The 5,567-nt window shown below is 54.7% G+C and carries 3 rRNA genes; all 3 read left to right on the forward strand.

Going from position 1 to position 5,567, the window contains the following annotated elements:
- Nucleotides 1-257: 257 nt before the first annotated feature.
- Nucleotides 258-1,779, forward strand: a 16S ribosomal RNA gene (locus tag DEU34_RS16050).
- Nucleotides 1,780-2,198: 419 nt separating this feature from the next.
- Nucleotides 2,199-5,304: ribosomal RNA gene (locus tag DEU34_RS16055) — 23S ribosomal RNA — on the forward strand.
- Between the two features lie 104 nt (nucleotides 5,305-5,408).
- A 5S ribosomal RNA gene (gene rrf / locus DEU34_RS16060) occupies nucleotides 5,409-5,525 on the forward strand.
- Together the 16S, 23S and 5S rRNA genes form the textbook arrangement of a ribosomal RNA operon.
- Nucleotides 5,526-5,567: the final 42 nt, after the last annotated feature.

Below are 5,567 nucleotides of genomic sequence, written 5' to 3' on the forward strand. Positions count from 1 at the left end.
GATTTGACAGTCGGTGTGGGTGGGATAAGGTAGTGAAGTTGCCCTGCGGGCGAGGCTGATGAGGCTGAGTTGCAGGTGCGTCCGATCCTTGAGAACTCAACAGCGTGCACTTGTCATAATGCCAAAAAACCTCGCAACCAGTTTCGGCTGGTTGGTGAGATTTCTTTGAGATTAAACGGATTTGTCAGTAATGACATCCGATCGTCAGATCAAGCTCGTTGGGCTCGACCTATTCCGGTCTTGTTCAACAAAATTCTTTTACGGAGAGTTTGATCCTGGCTCAGGATGAACGCTGGCGGCGTGCTTAACACATGCAAGTCGAACGGTGAAGGAGAGCTTGCTCTTTGGATCAGTGGCGAACGGGTGAGTAACACGTGAGCAATCTGCCCCTGACTCTGGGATAACAGTTGGAAACAGCTGCTAATACCGGATACGAGACGTGACCGCATGGTCGACGTTTGGAAAGAATTTCGGTCAGGGATGAGCTCGCGGCCTATCAGCTTGTTGGTGAGGTAATGGCTCACCAAGGCGTCGACGGGTAGCCGGCCTGAGAGGGTGACCGGCCACACTGGGACTGAGACACGGCCCAGACTCCTACGGGAGGCAGCAGTGGGGAATATTGCACAATGGGCGAAAGCCTGATGCAGCAACGCCGCGTGAGGGACGACGGCCTTCGGGTTGTAAACCTCTTTTAGCAGGGAAGAAGCGAAAGTGACGGTACCTGCAGAAAAAGCGCCGGCTAACTACGTGCCAGCAGCCGCGGTAATACGTAGGGCGCAAGCGTTATCCGGAATTATTGGGCGTAAAGAGCTCGTAGGCGGTTTGTCGCGTCTGCTGTGAAAACTGGAGGCTCAACCTCCAGCCTGCAGTGGGTACGGGCAGACTAGAGTGCGGTAGGGGAGATTGGAATTCCTGGTGTAGCGGTGGAATGCGCAGATATCAGGAGGAACACCGATGGCGAAGGCAGATCTCTGGGCCGTAACTGACGCTGAGGAGCGAAAGGGTGGGGAGCAAACAGGCTTAGATACCCTGGTAGTCCACCCCGTAAACGTTGGGAACTAGTTGTGGGGTCCATTCCACGGATTCCGTGACGCAGCTAACGCATTAAGTTCCCCGCCTGGGGAGTACGGCCGCAAGGCTAAAACTCAAAGGAATTGACGGGGACCCGCACAAGCGGCGGAGCATGCGGATTAATTCGATGCAACGCGAAGAACCTTACCAAGGCTTGACATATACGAGAACGGGCTAGAAATAGTCAACTCTTTGGACACTCGTAAACAGGTGGTGCATGGTTGTCGTCAGCTCGTGTCGTGAGATGTTGGGTTAAGTCCCGCAACGAGCGCAACCCTCGTTCTATGTTGCCAGCACGTAATGGTGGGAACTCATGGGATACTGCCGGGGTCAACTCGGAGGAAGGTGGGGATGACGTCAAATCATCATGCCCCTTATGTCTTGGGCTTCACGCATGCTACAATGGCCGGTACAAAGGGCTGCAATACCGTAAGGTGGAGCGAATCCCAAAAAGCCGGTCCCAGTTCGGATTGAGGTCTGCAACTCGACCTCATGAAGTCGGAGTCGCTAGTAATCGCAGATCAGCAACGCTGCGGTGAATACGTTCCCGGGTCTTGTACACACCGCCCGTCAAGTCATGAAAGTCGGTAACACCTGAAGCCGGTGGCCCAACCCTTGTGGAGGGAGCCGTCGAAGGTGGGATCGGTAATTAGGACTAAGTCGTAACAAGGTAGCCGTACCGGAAGGTGCGGCTGGATCACCTCCTTTCTAAGGAGCATCTGGCACTCTTCGGGGTGTCCAGGCCCCTGATCAGAGCGAATGTCTCTGCAGGGAGCTCATGGGTGGAACATTGGACGAGGTGCCGACCGGGAAGCCCGGTTCTTAGTACGCTGCTTGCAGCTGGAACGGGGCCTGGTGTACTGATTGGCACATGCACGCTGTTGGGTCCTGAGGGACCGGAACGCTTGCCCCTTCGGGGGTGGGTGGGCTGACTCCTCTGGGCCTTTTCTTGTTGTCACCGGTTGGTGGGAGCGGGGGAGGGTACCGCCCGTACTTTGAGAACTACACAGTGGACGCGAGCATCTTTGAACTGACTTCGGTCAGTTCTTATAGATGATCTTAAAGATCATTAGTCAATTTCAGCCTCACCTTCGGGTGGGGTTCGATTCTTGATAAAACTCATGTGATTTCAAGTCTTTAAGAGCAAACGGTGGATGCCTTGGCATCTGGAGCCGAAGAAGGACGTAGCAATCTGCGATAAGCCTCGGGGAGTGGATAAGCACACTGTGATCCGAGGGTGTCCGAATGGGGAAACCCCGCTGGGCGGCGTGCCGACCCAGTGACTCCCGCCTGAATATATAGGGCGGGTAGAGGGAACGTGGGGAAGTGAAACATCTCAGTACCCACAGGAAGAGAAAGCAACCGCGATTCCGTTAGTAGTGGCGAGCGAAACCGGAACAGGCTAAACCGAGTACGTGTGATATCCGGCAGGAGTTGCGTGTTCGGGGTTGTGGGACTTTTCTGACAGGTCTGCCGATCTGTCGGCGTTACAAGAAGGTATAGACGAACGGTCTTGAAAGGCCGGTCATAGAGGGTGCCAACCCCGTAGTCGAAATGCCTCTCTTGACGCGAAGAGTATCCCAAGTAGCACGGGGCCCGAGAAATCCCGTGTGAATCTGTCAGGACCACCTGATAAGCCTAAATACTCCCAGATGACCGATAGCGGACAAGTACCGTGAGGGAAAGGTGAAAAGTACCCCGGGAGGGGAGTGAAATAGTACCTGAAACCGTTTGCTTACAAACCGTTGGAGCCTCCTTAGTAGGGGTGACAGCGTGCCTTTTGAAGAATGAGCCTGCGAGTTAGCGATACGTGGCGAGGTTAACCCGAGTGGGGTAGCCGTAGCGAAAGCGAGTCTGAATAGGGCGATTCAGTCGCGTGTCCTAGACCCGAAGCGAAGTGATCTATCCATGGCCAGGTTGAAGCGACGGTAAGACGTCGTGGAGGACCGAACCCACTTAGGTTGAAAACTGAGGGGATGAGCTGTGGATAGGGGTGAAAGGCCAATCAAACTTCGTGATAGCTGGTTCTCTCCGAAATGCATTTAGGTGCAGCGTTGCGTGTTTCTTACCGGAGGTAGAGCTACTGGATGGCCGATGGGGCCCAAAAGCTTACTGACGTCAGCCAAACTCCGAATGCCGGTAAGTGAGAGCGCAGCAGTGAGACTGTGGGGGATAAGCTTCATAGTCGAGAGGGAAACAACCCAGACCACCAACTAAGGTCCCTAAGCGCGTGCTAAGTGGGAAAGGATGTGGAGTTGCTTTGACAACCAGGAGGTTGGCTTAGAAGCAGCCACCCTTGAAAGAGTGCGTAATAGCTCACTGGTCAAGTGATTCCGCGCCGACAATGTAACGGGGCTCAAGCACGCCACCGAAGTTGTGGCATTGACATTTTTGGTAGGCCTTCGTGGTCCAGCCGTGTTGATGGGTAGGAGAGCGTCGTGTGGCCAGCGAAGCGGCGGTGTGAACCAGCCGTGGAGGCTACACGAGTGAGAATGCAGGCATGAGTAGCGAAAGACATGTGAGAAACATGTCCTCCGAAAGACCAAGGGTTCCAGGGTCAAGCTAATCTTCCCTGGGTAAGTCGGGACCTAAGGCGAGGCCGACAGGCGTAGTCGATGGACAACGGGTTGATATTCCCGTACCGGCGAAGAACCGCCCAAGCTAATCCAGTGGTGCTAAGAGTCCTAACCAGGAATGGATGGATCCCTTCGGGGTGAAGCCGTCTTGGCGAACGCTCGACCCCATGCTGGTGCGGTTAGCGTATTAACAGGTGTGACGCAGGAAGGTAGCCCAGCCCGGCGATGGTAGTCCGGGTGTAAGTGCGTAGGCCGAGTGATAGGCAAATCCGTCACTCATCAAGGCTGAGACACGATGCGGATAAAAAGTGGGTGATCCTATGCTGCCAAGAAAAGCATCGACGCGAGGTTCTAGCTGCCCGTACCCCAAACCGACTCAGGTGGTCAGGTAGAGAATACCAAGGAGATCGAGAGAATCGTGGTTAAGGAACTCGGCAAAATGCCCCCGTAACTTCGGGAGAAGGGGGGCCTTCGGCGTATTAGGACTTGCTCCGAAAGCGTTTGGAGGCCGCAGAGACTAGTGGGTAGCGACTGTTTACTAAAAACACAGGTCCGTGCCAAGTCGCAAGACGATGTATACGGACTGACGCCTGCCCGGTGCTGGAAGGTTAAGAGGACCGGTTAGCCGCAAGGCGAAGCTGAGAATTTAAGCCCCAGTAAACGGCGGTGGTAACTATAACCATCCTAAGGTAGCGAAATTCCTTGTCGGGTAAGTTCCGACCTGCACGAATGGCGTAACGACTTCCCAACTGTCTCAACCGCGAACTCGGCGAAATTGCATTACGAGTAAAGATGCTCGTTACGCGCAGCAGGACGGAAAGACCCCGTGACCTTTACTACAGCTTGGTATTGGTGTTCGGTGTGGCTTGTGTAGGATAGGTGGGAGACTTTGAAGCATGGACGCCAGTTCGTGTGGAGTCATTGTTGAAATACCACTCTGGTCACTCTGGATATCTAACTTCGAACCGTAATCCGGTTCAGGGACAGTGCCTGGTGGGTAGTTTAACTGGGGCGGTTGCCTCCCAAAAAGTAACGGAGGCGCCCAAAGGTTCCCTCAACCTGGTTGGCAATCAGGTGGCGAGTGTAAGTGCACAAGGGAGCTTGACTGTGAGACTGACAGGTCGAGCAGGGACGAAAGTCGGGACTAGTGATCCGGCAGTGGCTTGTGGAAGCGCTGTCGCTCAACGGATAAAAGGTACCTCGGGGATAACAGGCTGATCTTGCCCAAGAGTCCATATCGACGGCATGGTTTGGCACCTCGATGTCGGCTCGTCGCATCCTGGGGCTGGAGTAGGTCCCAAGGGTTGGGCTGTTCGCCCATTAAAGCGGTACGCGAGCTGGGTTTAGAACGTCGTGAGACAGTTCGGTCCCTATCCGCTGCGCGCGTAGGAAGTTTGAGAGGATCTGACCCTAGTACGAGAGGACCGGGTTGGACGAACCTCTGGTGTGTCAGTTGTTCCGCCAGGAGCACCGCTGATTAGCTACGTTCGGGATGGATAACCGCTGAAAGCATCTAAGCGGGAAGCCGGCCTCAAGATGAGACTTCCATGCCTTCGGGCGAGAGGCTCCCAGCCAGACTACTGGGTTGATAGGCCGGATGTGGAAGCGCGGTAACGCGTGAAGCTGACCGGTACTAATAAGCCGATGACTTGATAACACACCGTTTTTGGTGCTTGCGTCCACTGAGTGGTTCCCGATGTACGGTCGGGAACATAACACAACAATGATTTGCGTTCGTGTTGACTGAAACATCAATAGTGTTTCGGCGGCCATAGCGTGAGGGAAACGCCCGGTTACATTCCGAACCCGGAAGCTAAGCCTCACAGCGCCGATGGTACTGCAGGGGGGACCCTGTGGGAGAGTAGGACACCGCCGGACTTCTTTTCAGTGAAATGGCCACCCAACGTTGGGTGGCCATTT

This window comes from Microbacterium sp. AG1240 (assembly GCF_003635115.1).
Taxonomy (GTDB): Bacteria; Actinomycetota; Actinomycetes; order Actinomycetales; family Microbacteriaceae; genus Microbacterium.